Source organism: Limnohabitans sp. TEGF004 (assembly GCF_027924965.1).
GTDB lineage: Bacteria > Pseudomonadota > Gammaproteobacteria > Burkholderiales > Burkholderiaceae_C > Limnohabitans.
The window spans coordinates 985,600-1,002,703 of the sequence record NZ_AP027056.1; the positions used below are offsets into that span (position 1 = coordinate 985,600).

The following is a 17,104-nucleotide window of genomic DNA, read 5'->3' on the forward strand; positions in this document are numbered from 1 at the left end:
TGATTTTAGGCGTCGCCCTTTGCGGCGCGCGCTTGGTGCAGTTTCTTGTAGCTGTCGATGAGGCGGTGGTGTCTATCCAGACCTTCGAGTTTCATGCTTGTGGGGGTGAGCCCGTAGAAACGCAGGCTGCCATCGACAGAGCCCATGACAGCGTTCATTCGTTCGTTGCCAAACATCCGGCGGAAATTCACGTCGTAGTCTTCCAGTTCTAGGTCTGGATCGAGCATCACTTCCAGCACCACGTTCAAGGCTTGGTAAAACAAACCGCGATCGACCGTGTTGTCGTTGTATTGAAGAAAAGCGCTCACAAGTTCTTGGGCTTCTTCATGGTGCTTCAAGGCAAGTTGAATCAAGAGCTTGAGCTCCAGCACTGTCAGTTGTCCCCAGACGGTGTTTTCATCAAATTCGATGCCAATCAACGTGGCAATGTCAGAGTAGTCGTCCAACTCGTTGTTCTCTAAGCGTTCCAGTAGCTCAGACAAGCGGGCGTCGTCCAAGCGATGCAAGTTGAGGATGTCTTCGCGAAATAGCAGCGCTTTGTTGGTGTTGTCCCAAATCAAATCTTCAACGGGGTACACCTCTGAGTAGCCAGGCACCAAAATGCGGCAGGCGATGGCGCCTAGCTGGTCATGCACCGCGGTGTAGACCTCTTTGCCTAGGTCTTTGAGAATGCCAAACAAAGTCGAGGCTTCTTGCGCGTTGGAGTTTTCACCTTGGCTAGAGAAGTCCCATTCCACAAATTCGTAGTCAGCTTTGGCTCTGAAAAAGCGCCACGACACGATACCGCTGGAGTCAATGAAATGCTCTACAAAGTTGTTGGGTTCGGTGACGGCGTTGCTTTCGAATGTGGGCGCAGGCAAGTCGTTCAGGCCTTCAAAGCTGCGGCCTTGCAGCAGTTCGGTGAGGCTGCGCTCTAACGCCACTTCAAAACTGGGGTGCGCGCCGAACGAGGCGAACACACCGCCAGTGCGCGGGTTCATCAACGTCACGCACATCACAGGATAGGTGCCACCCAATGACGCGTCTTTCACCAGTACTGGAAAGCCTTGTTCTTCCAAACCTTGAATGCCCGCCAGGATGCTGGGGTATTTGGCCAACACGTCTTTAGGCACGTCGGGTAAACAGATTTCGCCTTCGATGATGTCGCGTTTGACGGCGCGTTCGAAAATTTCAGACAGGCATTGCACTTGCGCTTCGGCCAGTGTGTTGCCGGCGCTCATGCCGTTGCTGACGAACAGGTTTTCGATCAGGTTGGTGGGGAAGTACACCACCTCGCCATCCGATTCGCGTACATAAGGCAGTGCGCAGATGCCACGCTGCGCATTGCCAGAGTTGGTGTCGATGAGGTGCGAGCCACGCAACTCACCATCGGGGTTGTAGATGTTGAGGCAGTACGCATCCAAAATTTCCTTGGGCAGCGCATCTTTCTTGCCAGGCTTGAACCAACGCTCATTTGGGTAGTGCACAAACGCCGCGTTGGCGATGTCTTCGCCCCAAAAAGCACCGGCGTAGAAATGGTTGTTGCTCAAACGCTCGATGTATTCGCCCAAGGCTGAGGCTAGCGCGCTTTCTTTGGTTGAGCCCTTGCCATTGGTGAAACACATGGGCGAATGGGCGTCGCGGATGTGGAGCGACCACACATGGGGAATGATGTTGCGCCACGAGGCAATTTCAATCTTGATGCCTAGATTAGCCAAGAGGCTCGACATGTTGGCGATGGTTTGCTCTAGCGGTAAATCCTTGCCCACGATGTAGGTGCGGGTGTCTGCGCTGGGTTGGAGGGTGAGCAGCGACTGGGCATCGGCATCTAAGTTCTCAACTTCTTCGATGACAAACTCGGGGCCTGCTTGCACCACTTTTTTGACAGTGCAGCGCTCAATCGAATTCAAAATACCGCGGCGGTCGACCTCCTGAATATCGGATGGCAACTCCACCTGAATTTTGAAAATCTGTTGGTAGCGGTTCTCTGGGTCAACGATGTTGTTTTGCGAGAGACGGATGTTTTCGGTGGGGATGTTGCGTGTGACGCAATACAGCTTCACAAAGTATGCCGCACACAAAGCCGACGAGGCTAGAAAATAATCGAAAGGGCCAGGGGCTGAGCCATCGCCTTTGTAACGGATGGGCTGGTCAGCGACGACGGTGAAATCATCGAACTTGGCTTCTAGGCGAAGCTTGTCGAGAAAGTTGACCTTGATTTCCATGGGCGATATTTAAAAACAGGACTCAAAACAAAGTGGTCGCCAGGGTGGCGACCACGTGAGTACCCAGTATATAAAGCCCAGTTCGCGCTTATTTCGGTGCCAAACGAATCGCACCATCCAAACGAATCACTTCGCCGTTGAGCAAATCATTTTCAAAAATGTGCAAAGCGAGCTTGGCGTAGTCTTGCGGGGTGCCCAAGCGCGAAGGGAAGGGCACGCCAGCGGCCAGTGCGTCTTGCACTTCTTGGGGCATGCCAAACAGCATGGGCGTGCCCATGATGCCGGGGGCGATGGTCATGTTGCGAATGCCGTTGCGGGCCAGGTCGCGGGCGATGGGCAAGGTCATGCCCACGATGCCGCCTTTGGAGGCGCTGTAAGCGGCTTGGCCAATTTGGCCGTCATACGCTGCCACAGACGCGGTAGAGATCAACACACCACGCTCGCCTGTGGCTTCGGGTTCGTTGCGGCACATGGCTTCAGAGGCCAAGCGGATCATGTTGAAGCTGCCAATAAGGTTGATGGTGATGGTTTTGCTGAACGAGGCCAGAGCATGCGCGCCGTTTTTGCCCACGGTTTTTTCGGCTGGAGCAATGCCCGCGCAGTTAACCAAGCCCATGAGCTTGCCCAATGACACGGCTTTGGCCACCACGGCTTGGCCGTCGGCCTCGTTGCTCACATCACATTTCACAAAGGCACCACCAATGTCTTTGGCCACGGCTTCGCCTTTCTCGGCTTGCATGTCGGCGATGACCACGATGCCGCCTTTCGCAGCGAGTGCACGTGCCGTGCCTTCGCCCAAGCCAGAGGCTGCGCCGGTGACGATGAAAACTTTGCCTTTGATGTCCATGAGGGTCTCCAAAATTTAGATGGTTGCTTTACGTTTACGTAAACGTCAATTATGCGGGATGCCAAAGGCTTCTGGCTGCTATCTAGGACAATCCCTAGTAGAGAAATCGACTGTTGAAAGTTTTTGCATGAATTTGCGTTTGTTAATGGCGGCGTCCAGTGCGCGTGTGTGGGTGTTGGCTTTGATTCTGGCTGTATTGGCCGGCTGTTCTTCGCGTGGGCCTTTGGCGCCCATCGAAACTGGTCCGTCAGAAACGTCCGTGACCAAGCGCGTGCCCAAGTTGGGCTTGGCCTTGGGCGGGGGTGCGGCGCGTGGCTTTGCACACGTGGGTGTAATTCAGGTGCTTGAAGAGGCCGGCATCAAGCCCGACTTGGTGGTGGGCACCTCGGCCGGCAGCGTGGTGGCGGCGTTTTATGCCAGTGGTAAAGACGGTGCGCAGCTGCAAAAAGCAGCAGAGACCATGGAAGAAGCCACCATCACCGACTGGACTGTGCCACTGCTTGGGCGCGGCATGATGCGTGGCGATGGCTTGGCCCGCTACATCAGCAAGCAAACGGGTGGCCGTCGCATTGAGGAGATGAAGATTCCACTGGGCATCGTGGCCACTGATTTGAAAACGGGCGAGGGCGTTTTGTTTCAGCGTGGCGATGTGGGCACGGCGGTGCGCGCGTCGAGTGCGGTGCCTTCGGTGTTTGAGCCGGTGCGCATTGGCAATCGAGAGTTTGTGGACGGTGGCTTGGTGTCACCTGTGCCTGTGCGTTATGCACGTCAGATGGGGGCCGAGTATGTGTTGGCCATCGACATTTCCAGTCCGCCTGAGTCCGGCAAAACGGGTGACATGTTTGACATCTTGATGCAGACCTTCACCATCATGGGCAAGAGCATCAACACCCTTGAGTTGCGCGATGCCGACCTCGTGGTGCGCCCTGCCTTGCACGATGTAGGCAGCGCTGACTTCAAGGCGCGTCGTCGTTCGATTGAAGCAGGTCGTGCGGCCATGCTGCAAGCCTTGCCCAAACTCAAGGCCGCTCTAGCAACGCCATAACGACAGGCGAAAAAAAGGGGCCCGCCTTGCGGCGAGCCCTTGAAGGGATTCCTGCACCCAGAGGTGACGAAGAATCCGAGGAGACAATCGTTACAAATTAACGCTTCTTAGCAGCGCTTTTTGAAGCTTTCACAGCTGTTTCAGTGGCGGTTTGGATGTGTGACTCGGCCATGTCAGCAGCTTGCTTGACGGCTTTTTGCACAGATTCCACAGCGGTGTTGCTGGCAGTCACAGCTTGTTTGAAGAAAGCCACAGCTTGCTCAGAGCCAGCAGGTGCATTTTTCAAAGCAGATTCGATGTAAGCCTGAACAGCGTGTTGGCCTTCAGCAGCTTTGCCTTCGAGGCCTTTGGTGAATTCAGCGCCAGTGCCTTGAGCGATGTCATAGATGTGGCGGCTGTAAGCAGCAGACTTCTCAGCCAAAGGTTGCAAGAAGCTAGTTTGTAAAGCGATCAGTTCTTGTGCGTCTTTCACGCCCATCACAGCTTGTGCGTGAGCAGCAGACTCAGCCAAAGCGGCGCGGCCAGCAGTGAGGTTGAGTTCAACCATTTTTTCAACGCCAGCGAAGGCCTTGTTTGACAAACCAAACAGGTTGTCCAGGTTGGCTTTGTTGGTGGCGGCGATTTGTTCGACGTTGATCATGTGAATACTCCAGAAAGTTAAGTGAGCTTGCAAAAAATGTTGCGGTGCAGCATTGGGTTGAAGTTTAGGGTTATCCCGCAGCTTTGCAAGAGGGTTTGGGGCTTGGAAGGGCTGATTAGAGGTGAGGTTCTAAAACTGAAGGTTTTTGCAAATTGGTGACAATGCATCCCTGTTTCATGCGGTTTTCAAGGGTTATGCGCGCTTTCTATTCGGACCAATTCGTGTTGCCCTTGCCGCCTGGCCACCGTTTTCCCATGGCCAAGTACCGCTTGCTGCGCGAGCGTTTGGGCGCAGAACTACCCGAAGTCGAGTTGGCCGCAGCCGAGCCCGCGAGTGACGGCGAGCTGGCTTTGGTGCATGCACCCAGCTACATCCAGTCCGTGGTGCAAGGCACATTGAGCGAGGCTCAGCAAAAAGAAATTGGTTTTCCATGGACGCCCGCCATGGTTGAGCGCTCACGTCGCTCGGCAGGTGCCACGGTGATGGCTGCACGCACGGCCTTGTTTGGCGGGCAGGGGGTGTCGGCCAACTTGGCAGGGGGCACGCACCACGCGTATGCGGACAAGGGCAGTGGTTTTTGTGTGTTCAACGATGCAGCCGTGGCCACGCGCCTGATGCAAGCCGAGTGGGGTCGTGTGCACAAGCAGCCCTTGAAGGTGGCCATCATTGATTTGGATGTGCACCAAGGCAACGGCACAGCGCGCATCTTTGCGCGAGACGAGCAGGTGTTCACCCTGTCCATGCACGGAGCGCGCAACTTTCCGTTTGCCAAAGAAACCAGTGATTTAGACATTGAACTGCCCGATGGCTGTGCTGATGCGGCTTATTTAGAGGCGTTAGAACACGCTTTGGCCGAGCTAGAAGCCCGCTTCACACCAGGTTTGGTGATTTATCTGGCGGGCGCTGACCCGCACGAGGGCGACCGTTTGGGGCGCTTGAGCCTGAGCTTTGATGGCCTAGAGGCCCGTGACCGCCGGGTGTTTGACTGGGCATGGTCCAAACGCATTCCCTTGGCTTTCTCGATGGCGGGGGGCTACGGCAAAGAAATGGCTGACACAGTGCAGGCGCAAGTCAACACCTACCGTGTCGCCTATGCGTACTGGCGACGCTGGCAAAATCTACACAAAGATTCAAACAAACCTATGGAGACTCACCAATGACGCATTCAGCTTCGGTGTCCGCTGTGGACCACGCCATCACTTCACGCATGTCTGCACGCGCGTTCACACAGCAAGCCGTGTCACGCGAACTCATCACCGAAATTTTGCAAGTCGCGAGCCGCGCGCCCTCGGGTACCAACACCCAGCCTTGGAAGGTCTATGTGTTGCAAGGTGCCACGCGTGATGCTTTGGCTGACAAAGTGTGTGCCGCACACGAAGCCATTCGCGCCAACCCCGAAGTGGCCCAGCAGTACCAAGAGCAATACGACTATTACCCTGAAAAATGGGTCAGCCCCTACATCGACCGCCGCCGTGAAAACGGCTGGAGCTTGTACGGCTTGTTGGGCATTGGCAAAGCTGACAAAGACCGTATGCACGAGCAACAGCAACGCAACTTCAAGTTTTTCGATGCACCCGTGGGCTTGATGTTCACCATCGACCCCATCATGGGCCGTGGTTCGTTGCTCGACTACGGCATGTTCATTCAAAACATCATGCTCGCAGCGCGTGCGCGTGGTTTGCACACGTGCCCCCAAGCGGCGTGGAATGGTTTTCACAGCATCATCCTGCCGCACATCGGTGCAGGCGAGGGTGAGATGATGGTGTGCGGTATGTCACTGGGCTTTGCCGACGAGAGCGACAAGGTCAATACCTTGGTCACGCCGCGCGTGCCTGTGAATGAGTTCACCCACTGGGTGGCCTGAGTTTATTAAGTTAGTTTGCGATGATCATCACCAGCCTGCTCGACACCGACCTTTACAAATTCACCATGATGCAGGCCGTGCTGCATCAGTTCCCGAGTGCGCAGGTGTCGTACAAATTCAAGTGCCGCAACCCCGGCGTGGCACTGGCACCGTACGTGCAGGAAATTCGTGACGAAATTCGCTCGCTGTGCAGCTTGCAGTTCCAAGACGCCGAGTTGACTTGGCTGCGCAGCTTGCGTTTCATCAAGAGTGACTTTGTCGACTTCTTGGGGCTGTTTCGCCTGAATGAAAAATACATCCAGGTGAATGCACTCCCAAACGGTGAGATTGACATCAGCATTCAAGGCCCTTGGTTGCACACCATTCTGTTTGAGATTCCTGTGTTGGCCATCGTCAATGAGGTGTACTTTCGCAACACACAAACCGTGCCTGACTTCTTGGAGGGTCGCAAGCGCCTGGATCAAAAGATTGATGCCTTGCACGCCGAGCGTTTGAGCGATTTGAAAATTGCCGACTACGGCACACGTCGACGCTTTTCAAGGGCTTGGCACGAAGAGTTGCTGCGTGTATTGACCTCTAAGCTGGGTACGGGCCCCTCTGGGCAGTTGGCGGGTACCAGCAATGCCTTGTTTGCGATGAAGCTTGGCCTCACGCCTTTGGGCACCATGGCGCATGAGTACTTGCAAGCCTGCCAAGCTTTGGGGCCACGCTTGCGTGACAGCCAAGTGTTTGGGTTTGAGACCTGGGCGCGTGAATACCGTGGTGACTTGGGCATTGCCCTGAGCGATGTGTATGGCATTGAGCCGTTCTTGCGCGACTTCGACATGTACTTTTGCAAACTGTTCGATGGCGCACGCCATGACAGTGGCGACCCCTTCACGTGGGGTGAACGCATGATTGCGCACTACCGCAACAACCGTGTGGATCCGCTGACCAAGACCTTGATTTTTTCTGACGGATTGACGGTTGAAAAAATCATTGCTCTGTACCAACAGTTCCGTGGCCGTTGCCAATTGGCATTTGGTATCGGCACCAATTTGACCAATGACTTGGGCTACGAGCCATTGCAAATCGTCATCAAGATGACGCAGTGCAATGGCCAGCCTGTGGCCAAACTGTCAGACACACCTGGCAAAGGGATGTGTGACGATGAAAATTATTTGGCGTATTTGCGTCAAGTGTTTGACATCGCACAACCTGCTTAATTTTGGAGCTTGTATGTTGACTGCTTTGGTTGTTATTTTTGTCTTGGCCTATGCTGCCATCGCGTTTGAGCATCCGCTCAAAATTAACAAATCTGCATCGGCTTTGGTGGGGGCAGGTTTGTTGTGGACCATCTACGCTGTGAACACAGGGGATGCCCATGTGGTGAGTGAGCACCTGAGCGAGTCGCTCATCAGTACGGCGCAGATCGTGTTCTTTTTGATGGGGGCCATGGCCATCGTTGAAGTGGTGGATGCGCACAATGGTTTTGAAGTCATCACCTCACGCATCAAAACCACGAAGCTCTCAAGCCTGATGTGGTTGGTGGGTTTTGTGACGTTTTTTCTGAGCGCTATTTTGGACAACCTCACAACGACCATCGTCATGGTGTCGTTGATGAAGAAGCTACTCGACAAACGTGAAGACCGTTTGTTCTTTGCCGGCATCATCATCATCGCGGCCAATGCAGGCGGTGCTTGGTCACCCATTGGTGATGTGACCACCACCATGCTTTGGATTGGCGGGCAAATCACCGCTTTGGAAATCATCAAAGGCTTGTTCTTACCGTCATTGGTGAACTTGTTGGTGCCGTTGTTTGTGACCAGTTTTTTGCTCAAAGGAAAAGCTGTGGTGCCCCCCGTGGCCAATGTGTCTGAGCAGTCTTTGCACGTCACCACTGCGTTTGAACGTAATCTCATGTTTTTCTTAGGGCTTGGAATTTTGGTCGCAGTGCCAGCTTTCAAGACGTGGACGCACTTGCCGCCTTTCATGGGCGTGCTGTTTGGCTTGGGCGTTCTGTGGCTTGTGGGTGATTTGGTGCACCGCACAAAAGACCATGAAGACAAAGCGCATTTGTCGCTCACGCATGCACTCACACGCATTGACATGCCGTCCATTGTTTTCTTTGTTGGCATCTTGTTGTCAGTCGCCACCTTGGAACACACCCATATCTTGTCTGACCTGGCCGCTTGGCTAGACCAATCGGTGGGGCGTCAAGATGTGATCGTGATGATCATCGGCGTGGTCAGTGCCATTGTTGATAACGTGCCACTGGTGGCTGCATCGATGGGCATGTACAGCCTCACGCAATACCCCGCTGATAGTTTCTTGTGGGAGTTCTTGGCTTACTGCGCAGGCACGGGTGGCTCGATTTTGATCATCGGTTCTGCCGCTGGTGTGGCAGCCATGGGATTGGAAAAAATTGATTTTGTTTGGTACGTTAAAAAAATCAGTGGGCTAGCTTTGATTGGCTACTTTTCTGGTGCTGTGTTTTACATCGTTGAGTACGCGCTCACGCATTAATTGAAAGTTGTCTATGAAACCCAAAATCATCGTCGCCCGTCCTATTTTTGAAGAGACGCTTGTTCGCTTGCGCGAGCATTTTGTTGTGACCGACAACCAAGCGGACACACCTTGGACCAAAGCTTCTTGGACGCAAGCGCTGTCCCAGCACGTGGGTGCACTCACCACCGGTTCTGACCCTGTGGATGCAGAAGTGTTGAACGCCTGCCCCAACCTCAAAGCCGTGGCCAACATGGCCGTGGGTTACAACAACTTTGATGTGCCCTCCATGACGTCCCAAGGTGTGCAAGCCAGCAACACGCCCGATGTGCTGACTGAAACCACTGCCGACTTTGGCTTTGCGTTGTTGATGGCCACGGCGCGCCGCATCACCGAGAGCGAACACTACCTGCGCCGTGGCGAGTGGACGCAATGGCGCTACGACATGTTTGCGGGAGCCGAAGTGCACGGCAGCACCATTGGTATTTTGGGCATGGGCCGCATTGGCCAAGGTATTGCCCGCCGGGCTGCACATGGCTTTGGCATGAAGGTGATTTATCACAACCGTTCACGCTTGAGTGCCGAGTCTGAAGCTGAATGCAAAGCCACGTATGTGAGCAAAGAAGAGTTGCTGAAAACCGCAGACCATGTGATGTTGGTGGTGCCCTACAGCGCGGCATCGCATCACACCATTGGTGCAGCGGAGTTGGCGCAGATGAAGCCCACGGCCACGCTCATCAACATCGCACGCGGTGGCATCGTGGACGATGCCGCTTTGGCTGTGGCCTTGCGCAACAAACAAATTGCAGCCGCTGGTTTGGACGTGTTTGAAGGCGAGCCTAAAGTGCATCCAGATTTGTTAACTGTGCCCAATGTGGTGCTGACACCGCACATTGCCAGCGCGTCGATTCCCACACGCATGGCCATGGCCAACTTGGCCGCTGACAACCTCATCAGCTATTTCACGCAAGGCAAATCTGTGACCCCCTTGAACACGGTGACTGCGTGATGGAAGTTTGGATTGCGGTAGGCGTTGGCGCGTTCAATGCCTTGCTTTTGTTGGTGTTGTTGCGCAGGCCCAGCGGCAACAACGAAGCCGCCGTCCAAGCTTTGCAGCAGAGCCTGCAAAGCATGCATGAAAAGCTAGAGCGCATCGAGCGAGAGCTGCGCACCGAAATTACCGAGTCATCCCGCGGTGGTCGCCAAGAACTGACGCAAAACTTGGCGCTGTTTCAGCAAAGCCAAGTGCAGCAACTCACGCTGATGCAAAAGAGCATTGGCGATACGTTGAACCAACAGTTGCAGCAGCTGCAAAAAAGCAATGCCGACAAGTTGGATGAAATGCGCCGTACGGTGGACGAGAAGCTGCAAACCACGCTGGAAAAGCGCTTGTCTGAAAGCTTCAAACAAGTGGCGGAGCGACTGGAGCAAGTGCACAACGGTCTGGGTCAAATGCAAAAGCTGGCCGATGGTGTGGGCAGCTTGCAGCGCGTGCTGACCAACGTCAAAACACGCGGCATGTTTGGCGAAGTGCAACTCGAAGCCTTGCTTGAACAAGTGCTCACGATTGAGCAATACGCTAAGCAAGTGGAAACCAAACCGCGCAGCAACCAGCGTGTGGACTTTGCGATTCGCTTCCCCGGTCGAGGTGGTGCAGATGGTGAGCCCGTGTGGCTGCCGATTGATGCCAAGTTTCCCCGTGAAGACTACGAGCGCTTGCTCGATGCGCAGGACCGCGCCGATGGTGTGGCTGCCGAGGTGGCGGCCAAAGCGCTGGAAGTGCGCATTCGTACCGAAGCCAAGAGCATTGCCGAGAGCTACTTGGCACCGCCGCACACCACCGACTTTGCGATTTTGTTTTTGCCCACAGAAGGCTTGTATGCCGAGGTGTTGCGTCGCCCCGGTTTGATGGACACCTTGCAGCGTGACTACCGCGTTACGCTCGCTGGCCCCACCACCTTGCTGGCCATGCTCAACAGCTTGCACATGGGCTTTCGCACATTGGCGCTGGAACAGCAAGCTTCTGAGGTGTGGAAAGTATTAGGCGCCGTCAAAACCGAGTTTGAGCGTTATGGCGATTGGGTGGAGAAGGTGCGCGAGCAAGTGCAAAAAGCGGCCGACACTTTGGACCGTGCTGACACACGCAGTCGTCAAATGCGCCGTGCGCTCAAAAATGTAGAGGCCTTGCCTGAAGGCGAAGCGCAAGCCCTGTTGCCCAAATTTGACGACGCCTTGGATGACACGGACGCCAAAGTTTGAAACGTGAACTCACCAAGCTGATTGCAGGCCAGGTGTGCCTGCACGCTTGTATGGCGGGCATGCGCATGGCCGCCCCTTTGCTGGCGTTGCGCAATGGCCAGAGCGAAGCAGCCGTTGGCTTTTTACTCGCCATGTTTGCCTTGACCCAAGTGTTCTTGGCCTTGCCCGCAGGCCGCTATGCGGACCTGCATGGTTTGAAACGTCCTGTGTTGTGGAGCGTGCTCATGGGGGCCATCGGTGCAGGCGCTGCCGCGGTATGGCCCGTCTTTCCTGTGTTGTGTTTCAGTGGTTTGATGACGGGCGGTGCCACGGGCATTGCCATCATTGCTTTGCAACGCCACGTGGGGCGTGCCGCGCAGGGCTTGGCGCAGATGAAGCAAGCGTTCAGTTGGCTGTCCATCGCGCCTGCATTTTCAAACTTCATTGGCCCGTTTGTTGCGGGCTTGTTGATTGACCATACTGGCTTTCAATGGGCGTTTGCCGCCATGGCGTTGTTGCCCGTGATCGCCTGGTTGTGGATTCGCCAAGTGCATGAGTTGCCCAAGGTGGTGAAGCCTGAAGGCCACGAAAACAACAGCGCTTGGGATTTGTTGAACGACCCCATGTTTCGGCGCTTGCTGATGGTCAATTGGTTTTTGTCAGCATGCTGGGATGTGCACACCTTTGTCGTGCCCATCTTGGGTCATGAACGCGGCTTGAGTGCTTCGGCGATTGGCACCATCTTGGGCGTATTTGCACTGGCCGCAGCGTTCATTCGCATGATGATGCCGTTCATCGCCGCACATTTGCACGAGTGGCAAGTGGTCACGGGTGCGATGTTGGTCACTTCGTTCATGTTGGCCGTCTATCCGTTTACCGAGACGGCTTGGTTGATGGGCGCATGCTCGGTGTTGGTGGGCTTGTCGTTGGGCGGTGTTCAGCCCATGATCATGAGTACCTTGCACCAAATCACGCCAGAGCATCGGCATGGCGAGGCCCTGGGCTTGCGCTTGATGGGCATCAATGCATCGAGCGTGCTGATGCCCATGGTGTTCGGTGCAGCAGGCACCGTCATTGGCATCAGCGGGGTGTTTTGGTGTGTGTCAGCCGTGGTGGGCTTGGGCTCACGCAGCGCGTATTTGCTCAGAGTTCATAAAAAGAGCGAATGAAGTTCCAAGCGTCGTCCACGCTGTCGACGTAGGTGAACAAGTCCAAGTCTTCCTCGGAAATCACGCCTTCTTCCACCAGCACGTGGGGGTTGAACAAGCGCTTCCAATATGCACTGCCAAACAGCACGATGGGCACGGGCTTGGATTTTTTGCACTGCACCAGCGTGAGTGTTTCAAACAACTCATCCAAGGTGCCAAAGCCGCCAGGGAATGCCACCAAGGCTTTGGCGCGCATCATGAAGTGCATTTTGCGCAAGGCAAAGTAGTGGAACTTGAAGCTCAGGCCGGGCGTGATGTAGGGGTTGGGTGTTTGTTCGTGGGGTAGGGCGATGTTGAGCCCTACGCTGATGCCGCCCGCTTCTTGTGCTCCACGGTTGGCCGCTTCCATGATGCCGGGGCCACCGCCCGTGCAGATGAACAGCTTGCGCCCGTTGGTTTTGCCTTCGCTAAATTTGGTGATGGTGTGGGCCAAGGCGCGTGACTGTTCGTAATAACGCGCGTTGCGCACCAAGACTTCGGCTTTGGCAATCGCTGCTTCATCGCCGCTGGCGCGTGCTTGCATGAGTTGCAGGTGTGATGCTTCTTCGCTGCGAAAACGTGCGCTACCAAAAATCACCACCGTGTGCTCGATGCCGCGCTCGATTTGCGCCAAATCGGGCTTGAGGATTTCCATTTGGATGCGCAAGCCGCGCGTTTCGCGACGCAGCAAAAACTCGGGGTCGGCAAACGCCAATCGGTTCGATTCTGGCTTGAGGGAGTCGCCGTTGTCGTAATGCGCTTTGAGAGTTTCCCAAGCTTCGGCAAGGCGTCGGTCGTGAGGGTCTAGCATTCCATCCATGCAGTGATGTTACATGGCAGACATGACGGATACGTGGGCCATAAAAAAGGCTCCCGAAGGAGCCTTGATTGGCTAAACCGTTGAAGGCTTAGACGCGCTTGCGGTATTCGCCCGTGCGTGTATCGACTTCGACTTTGTCGCCTTGAGCCACGAACAAAGGCACTGACACTTCAAAGCCAGTCGCCAGTTTGGCGGGCTTCAACACTTTGCCTGATGTGTCGCCTTTGACAGCTGGCTCAGTCCAAGTGATTTCGCGCACCACGTTGGTGGGCAATTCGACAGAAATAGCTTTCTCGTCGTAGAACACGACTTCGAGTTCCATGCCGTCTTCGAGGTAGTTCAGGGCGTCGCCCATGTTGCTGGCTTCGACTTCGTATTGGTTGAAGTCGGCGTCCATGCAAACGTACATAGGGTCTGCGAAGTAAGAGTAGGTGCAATCCTTCTTGTCCAAAATGACTTGGTCCATCTTGTCGTCAGCTTTGAACACGACTTCGGTACCGAAGTTGGCGATCAAGCTTTTCAATTTCATGCGAACGGTGGAAGAGCCACGGCCGCCACGTTGGTATTCGGTGCGCAGGACAACCATGGGGTCCTTGCCGTGCATGATGACGTTGCCAACGCGGATTTCTTGTGCGGTTTTCATAGTGATGTGAAGTTTTCTAAGAGGGGTGTGGCCCAAGCAGCATTGGCTGCGACGGGGTTCGCAAAGCCACTTATTTTAGCGTTTTTGGGCCACGAAACTGAGTAATAGGCTGGTGAGGTCGGTTTGGGCCAATAAACGCTGTTGCGTTTGATGGCCCCAAGCATGCCAATGGTCAATGGCGGTGCGGGATAGCGCAGGAAGTGGCCCTGTTTCTAAGCCGTTCCATACCGCGTGAAATTTTCTTAAATTGGCGGGCATGTCCAGCGCCGCCTCGAAAGCATGCAGCTTGTCGTGGTGAGCCAAATCATCTTGCGGGTAGATGTGCCATGCGAACGGTTTGCCTGCCCATAGGGCGCGCACCAGCGAATCCTCGCCACGCACAAAGTTGAAGTCGCAAGCCCACAGCAAGTGGTCAAAGTCTGTTTGGCTGAGGTAGGGCAGTTGGCTGATGTGTAGCAGGCCTGCGCCGCGGCTGGACATGTGCAGGGCCTGGGTGGCCGCTGCTACGGCCGCTCTGGGTCGACCTTGGGCTACAAGCAAACGGGCGGGGGTGGCTGCTAGGCTGAGTTGTTTTAGCAAATCGGGCAAGGCTGCGGGTTCGTAGCAAAACAGGCTGATGAGTTGTTCGTTGGCTGCAATGGGTTTGTCTAGCGGCAGTGCGCTTAGCCACGCTTGGCGTTGAAACGCTGCTTGTCGTGCAGTTAAATCTGGCTCGCGCAACAAACCACCCGTGTCGGGCGTGAAGCCCGGATAGAAAAACCATTTGGTCATCCCGCGTGCAGGGCCGCTCATCACGGGTGAAGCCAAGCCGTGCGAGCGGGCCACGTAGCCCTCGGCGCTCAGGTATTCGAGGTTGATCCACACTGGCGATGTGCCTTGCGCCATAAGTGCTTGAAACGCTTCGGGTAGCTCGCAGCCGAAGGCTTCGATCGCCACATCGCCTATGTTGAACGTGCTATCTTGAGCCAGGGATTGCATGGCTGCATCATCAGGCCAAGCATGAACAGTGATACCCGCACAACCTTGCGGCGCCATCCAGGCGAGTGCTGAAGCGTCATCCACCCACAAGCGCACAGCGTGGCCGCGCTGCGCGAGATCAGCGCATAGCCGCCAACACACACCGAGGTCGCCGTGGTTGTCGATGACGCGACAAAAAATATCCCAACGCAGGCTGGGTGATGAAGGGGTATCGAATTTCACGCCTCAGATTGTCCACAATACAGGGATGGAAGAAAAAACCGCACCACGCCACCCGCCCGAGCTGTTAGAGCTGGTGGCCAGCTTGCCTGCATTACCAGGCGTTTACCGCTACTTTGATGCGCAAGAGCAGGTGCTGTACGTGGGCAAAGCCATCAACCTGAAAAAGCGGGTGTCGAGCTATTTCCAAAAAGACCACGGTGGCACACGCATTGGCCACATGGTGACCAAGATTGTGCGTATGGAAACCACGGTGGTGCGCTCAGAAGCCGAGGCGCTGCTGCTGGAAAACAACCTCATCAAAACGCTCAAGCCCAAGTACAACATCTTGTTTCGGGATGACAAGAGCTATCCGTATTTGAAGATGACGCGTGGTGTGGCAGTCAAGATAGACGAGCCGCCTAAGCCAAGCGTCAACCCCAGCCCCCAACAAGTTCCCCGCGTCGTTTACTACCGAGGCGCAGTAGACAAACGCCACGACTATTTTGGCCCATACCCCAGCGTGTGGGCGGTGCGCGAGGCTATTCAGCTGCTGCAAAAAGTGTTTCGCTTGCGCACCTGTGAAGACACGGTGTTCAACAACCGCACGCGCCCGTGTTTGCTGTTTCAAATCAAGCGTTGTTCGGGGCCGTGTGTGGGCCACATTTCTGTGCCTGACTACCAGCGCGATGTGGACAGCGCCATGCGTTTGCTGCGCGGTGAAACCCAAGAGGTGATGGCCAGCATCGAAGCGCGCATGATGGCGCATGCCGAGAAGCTTGAGTTTGAACAAGCCGCCGAGCTGCGCAATCAAATGAGTGCGCTCTCTAAAGTGCTGCACCAGCAAGCCGTGGACACCGTGGGCGATCAAGACGTCGATATCCTCGCCGTCAAAGTGCAAGGCGGCAAAGCGTGTGTCAACTTGGCCATGGTGCGCGGTGGCCGCCATTTGGGGGACAGGCCTTACTTTCCCGTACATGTGGACGATGCCGAGCCCATCGAAGTGCTGGAAGCGTTTTTGAGTCAGCACTATTTGGATGTGCCTGTGCCGCCCGCGCTCATCACCAGCCACGCGGTAGACAAAGAGCTGTTGCAAGCGTTGACCGAACAGACCGGCGTGAAGATAACGGCGGTGCACAACCCGCGCGAGCAGCGCCGCGTGTGGCTAGAAATGGCGCAACAAAACGCTGATATTCAACTGGCCCGTTTGTTGGCCGAAGAAGGCTCGCAACAAGCGCGCACGCGTGCGTTGGTGGATGCGCTGGATTTAGCGCCAGAAGATTTAGAGCAGTTCCGTGTGGAGTGCTTTGACATTTCGCATACCTCTGGCGAATCCACGCAAGCGTCGTGCGTGGTGTTCCATCACCACAAAATGCAAAGCGCCGAATACCGCCGTTACAACATTGACGGCATCACCGGCGGCGACGACTACGCCGCCATGCGCCAAGTGCTGGTGCGTCGATACAGCAAGCTGGCCGAGGCTGTGCGTGCCGGCGAGGGCAAGCTGCCCGATCTGGTGCTGATTGACGGCGGCAAAGGCCAAGTGTCGATGGCGCGTGAGGTGTTTGAGTCGCTCGGGCTTGACCTCTCGCGCATCGTGGGCGTGGAAAAAGGCGAGGGCCGCAAAGTGGGCCTAGAAGAGTTGGTGTTTGCCGATGGTCGCGAAAAGGTGTATCTCGGTCGTGACTCAGCCGCGTTGATGCTGGTGGCACAAATTCGCGACGAGGCCCACCGCTTTGCCATCACCGGCATGCGTGCCGCACGTGCGAAAGTGCGTGTGGGTGGCAGCAAACTAGAAGAAATTCCGGGTGTGGGGCCAAAGAAGCGCGCCAAGTTGCTGCAGCGTTTTGGTGGTGCACGCGGCGTAGGCGATGCCAGCGTGGCAGACCTTTGCACGGTGGAAGGTATTTCGGAAGAGTTGGCGCAAACGATTTACAACGCGCTGCGCTAAGTCAA

15 protein-coding genes are annotated in these 17,104 nt (G+C 55.5%); 9 read left to right on the forward strand and 6 right to left on the reverse strand.

The window, feature by feature from the left end; genetic code table 11:
• Window positions 1–5 precede the first annotated feature (5 nt).
• A complete protein-coding gene (locus LINBF2_RS04980) occupies window positions 6–2,204 on the reverse strand; it encodes an OsmC domain/YcaO domain-containing protein (RefSeq protein ID WP_281890884.1) in 2,199 nt (732 codons plus the stop codon).
• An 88-nt stretch (window positions 2,205–2,292) separates the two neighbouring features.
• Window positions 2,293–3,051: a 3-hydroxyacyl-CoA dehydrogenase gene (locus LINBF2_RS04985; protein ID WP_104800282.1), complete on the reverse strand. Its 759-nt coding sequence runs from the start codon at window positions 3,049–3,051 to the stop codon at window positions 2,293–2,295.
• A 127-nt stretch (window positions 3,052–3,178) separates the two neighbouring features.
• Here LINBF2_RS04985 and LINBF2_RS04990 point away from each other — a divergent pair, with 127 nt between their 5' ends.
• Complete coding sequence (locus LINBF2_RS04990) at window positions 3,179–4,096, forward strand: patatin-like phospholipase family protein (protein ID WP_281890887.1); 918 nt, start codon at window positions 3,179–3,181, stop codon at window positions 4,094–4,096.
• A gap of 97 nt (window positions 4,097–4,193) precedes the next feature.
• Here LINBF2_RS04990 and LINBF2_RS04995 read toward each other — a convergent pair whose 3' ends face one another.
• Window positions 4,194–4,736, reverse strand: a complete 543-nt coding sequence (locus tag LINBF2_RS04995; protein ID WP_104800283.1) for a phasin family protein — start codon at window positions 4,734–4,736, stop codon at window positions 4,194–4,196.
• A 194-nt stretch (window positions 4,737–4,930) separates the two neighbouring features.
• Between LINBF2_RS04995 and LINBF2_RS05000 the strand changes: the two genes are divergently transcribed.
• From LINBF2_RS05000 to LINBF2_RS05030, 7 genes are read left to right on the forward strand one after another with little or no spacing between them, the layout of a single operon-like run.
• Window positions 4,931–5,896, forward strand: a complete 966-nt coding sequence (locus tag LINBF2_RS05000; RefSeq protein ID WP_281890889.1) for a histone deacetylase — start codon at window positions 4,931–4,933, stop codon at window positions 5,894–5,896.
• Window positions 5,893–6,600, forward strand: a complete 708-nt coding sequence (locus LINBF2_RS05005) for a nitroreductase (RefSeq protein ID WP_281890891.1) — start codon at window positions 5,893–5,895, stop codon at window positions 6,598–6,600. The genes LINBF2_RS05000 and LINBF2_RS05005 overlap by 4 nt, the downstream gene beginning before the upstream one ends.
• 20 nt (window positions 6,601–6,620) lie before the next feature.
• Window positions 6,621–7,805 (forward strand): nicotinate phosphoribosyltransferase, encoded by a 1,185-nt coding sequence (gene pncB, locus LINBF2_RS05010; protein ID WP_104800286.1) that lies wholly within the window; start codon window positions 6,621–6,623, stop codon window positions 7,803–7,805.
• A gap of 13 nt (window positions 7,806–7,818) precedes the next feature.
• Window positions 7,819–9,105 carry a sodium:proton antiporter NhaD gene (gene nhaD / locus LINBF2_RS05015; protein WP_281890893.1) on the forward strand — a complete coding sequence of 429 codons (1,287 nt, stop codon included), beginning with the start codon at window positions 7,819–7,821 and terminating at the stop codon, window positions 9,103–9,105.
• A 13-nt stretch (window positions 9,106–9,118) separates the two neighbouring features.
• Window positions 9,119–10,093: a D-glycerate dehydrogenase gene (locus tag LINBF2_RS05020; protein ID WP_281890895.1), complete on the forward strand. Its 975-nt coding sequence runs from the start codon at window positions 9,119–9,121 to the stop codon at window positions 10,091–10,093.
• The gene (gene rmuC, locus LINBF2_RS05025) at window positions 10,093–11,343 is read left to right on the forward strand and encodes a DNA recombination protein RmuC (RefSeq protein ID WP_281890897.1); all 1,251 of its coding nucleotides are present in this window, start codon (window positions 10,093–10,095) and stop codon (window positions 11,341–11,343) included. The genes LINBF2_RS05020 and rmuC overlap by 1 nt, the downstream gene beginning before the upstream one ends.
• Entirely contained in the window at window positions 11,340–12,491 is a 1,152-nt protein-coding gene (locus LINBF2_RS05030) for an MFS transporter (RefSeq protein WP_281890899.1), read from the forward strand. Before rmuC ends, LINBF2_RS05030 begins: the two co-directional genes overlap by 4 nt.
• On the opposite strand, the gene LINBF2_RS05035 is transcribed toward LINBF2_RS05030, so the two are convergent.
• From LINBF2_RS05035 to earP, 3 genes are all read right to left on the reverse strand, one after another.
• The gene (locus LINBF2_RS05035; RefSeq protein ID WP_281890901.1) at window positions 12,466–13,329 is read right to left on the reverse strand and encodes a TIGR00730 family Rossman fold protein; all 864 of its coding nucleotides are present in this window, start codon (window positions 13,327–13,329) and stop codon (window positions 12,466–12,468) included. The two genes, LINBF2_RS05030 and LINBF2_RS05035, sit on opposite strands and share 26 nt — an antisense overlap.
• A gap of 88 nt (window positions 13,330–13,417) precedes the next feature.
• Window positions 13,418–13,972 (reverse strand): elongation factor P, encoded by a 555-nt coding sequence (efp, locus tag LINBF2_RS05040; RefSeq protein ID WP_281890903.1) that lies wholly within the window; start codon window positions 13,970–13,972, stop codon window positions 13,418–13,420.
• A gap of 75 nt (window positions 13,973–14,047) precedes the next feature.
• On the reverse strand, window positions 14,048–15,172 hold the full coding sequence (gene earP, locus LINBF2_RS05045; protein ID WP_281890905.1) for an elongation factor P maturation arginine rhamnosyltransferase EarP: 1,125 nt from the start codon (window positions 15,170–15,172) through the stop codon (window positions 14,048–14,050).
• A 25-nt stretch (window positions 15,173–15,197) separates the two neighbouring features.
• Between earP and uvrC the strand changes: the two genes are divergently transcribed.
• On the forward strand, window positions 15,198–17,099 hold the full coding sequence (gene uvrC / locus LINBF2_RS05050; RefSeq protein WP_281890907.1) for an excinuclease ABC subunit UvrC: 1,902 nt from the start codon (window positions 15,198–15,200) through the stop codon (window positions 17,097–17,099).
• Window positions 17,100–17,104: the final 5 nt, after the last annotated feature.

Coding starts and splice junctions, on each gene's coding strand:
- LINBF2_RS04980 (WP_281890884.1), bottom strand. CDS start 2,204: ATGGAAATCAAGGTCAACTTTCTCGACAAGCTTCGCCTAGAAGCCAAG.
- LINBF2_RS04985 (WP_104800282.1), bottom strand. CDS start 3,051: ATGGACATCAAAGGCAAAGTTTTCATCGTCACCGGCGCAGCCTCTGGC.
- LINBF2_RS04990 (WP_281890887.1), top strand. CDS start 3,179: ATGAATTTGCGTTTGTTAATGGCGGCGTCCAGTGCGCGTGTGTGGGTG.
- LINBF2_RS04995 (WP_104800283.1), bottom strand. CDS start 4,736: ATGATCAACGTCGAACAAATCGCCGCCACCAACAAAGCCAACCTGGAC.
- LINBF2_RS05000 (WP_281890889.1), top strand. CDS start 4,931: ATGCGCGCTTTCTATTCGGACCAATTCGTGTTGCCCTTGCCGCCTGGC.
- LINBF2_RS05005 (WP_281890891.1), top strand. CDS start 5,893: ATGACGCATTCAGCTTCGGTGTCCGCTGTGGACCACGCCATCACTTCA.
- pncB (WP_104800286.1), top strand. CDS start 6,621: ATGATCATCACCAGCCTGCTCGACACCGACCTTTACAAATTCACCATG.
- nhaD (WP_281890893.1), top strand. CDS start 7,819: ATGTTGACTGCTTTGGTTGTTATTTTTGTCTTGGCCTATGCTGCCATC.
- LINBF2_RS05020 (WP_281890895.1), top strand. CDS start 9,119: ATGAAACCCAAAATCATCGTCGCCCGTCCTATTTTTGAAGAGACGCTT.
- rmuC (WP_281890897.1), top strand. CDS start 10,093: ATGGAAGTTTGGATTGCGGTAGGCGTTGGCGCGTTCAATGCCTTGCTT.
- LINBF2_RS05035 (WP_281890901.1), bottom strand. CDS start 13,329: ATGGATGGAATGCTAGACCCTCACGACCGACGCCTTGCCGAAGCTTGG.
- efp (WP_281890903.1), bottom strand. CDS start 13,972: ATGAAAACCGCACAAGAAATCCGCGTTGGCAACGTCATCATGCACGGC.
- uvrC (WP_281890907.1), top strand. CDS start 15,198: ATGGAAGAAAAAACCGCACCACGCCACCCGCCCGAGCTGTTAGAGCTG.